This window comes from Oerskovia douganii, from assembly GCF_015142735.1.
GTDB classification, from domain to species: Bacteria; Actinomycetota; Actinomycetes; order Actinomycetales; family Cellulomonadaceae; genus Oerskovia; species Oerskovia douganii.
Map to the genome: position 1 here is coordinate 1 of NZ_JACSPN010000063.1, position 699 is coordinate 699.

Annotated in this window: 1 protein-coding gene; it reads left to right on the plus strand. The window is 68.4% G+C overall.

All coding sequences use genetic code 11. The annotated features are described in order from the left end of the window. Nucleotides 1-120: 120 nt before the first annotated feature. Nucleotides 121-627, plus strand: coding sequence for a DUF6573 family protein (locus H9623_RS20215; protein WP_407671996.1), 507 nt, complete (start codon nucleotides 121-123; stop codon nucleotides 625-627). The last annotated feature ends 72 nt before the right edge of the window (nucleotides 628-699 follow it).

Consider the following 699-nt stretch of genomic DNA (forward strand, 5'->3'; position numbering starts at 1 on the left):
GGGTCCACCATCGCGGCGACCCGGCAGAACGTCGCGGCCGACGGCACCCGCCGCACGACCCCGACCGCGTCCAACAGGTCCACGTCCAGGTCAGCAGCGACCTCCGCGATCTCGACGAACGTGCGCGCCCCGCAACACGTCGCGAGCAACGCCCACGCCGACCACGCGGGTCCGCCACCGCGTCCAACGCCGCCATCAGACCATCGAGCTGCCCACGCAGCACGCGCTCACGCGCCGTGGGCTGGTCAAGAACAGCAAGGACAGGCGAAGATACATGCACGGGCGCGGCTCCCACAGGTTCTGGACATCAGGCGTAGACACCCAGATCATCCACCACCCCTGGGGCCGCGCCCGCCAACGCATCCCCGCAGGTCACACCCCCTGCACAATCCCCCAGATCAACTTTGCAATCGCCCTGGGACTCAACCCCGCCTGCGCGACGTCTTGTGGATGGCCTACCGCTCGGCCCGCACAAATCCAGGGCGGCGACGGGTCGACTTCCGCGTGCTGCGGGTGCGCAACCAGGCCGGAGCGAGCACGGCCCTTCCTGTGACGCTGTCGCTCGAGCTAGACGCTGGTGACACTGGAGAGCCCGTCGCGACGGTGATGCTTCCTGAAGAGGATTAAAGCCTGTCGAACAACCTCCGTGAGGGTGCCGGCAGCGTCGCTCTCGGACGTCCCTCACCGCCACCGCGGCAT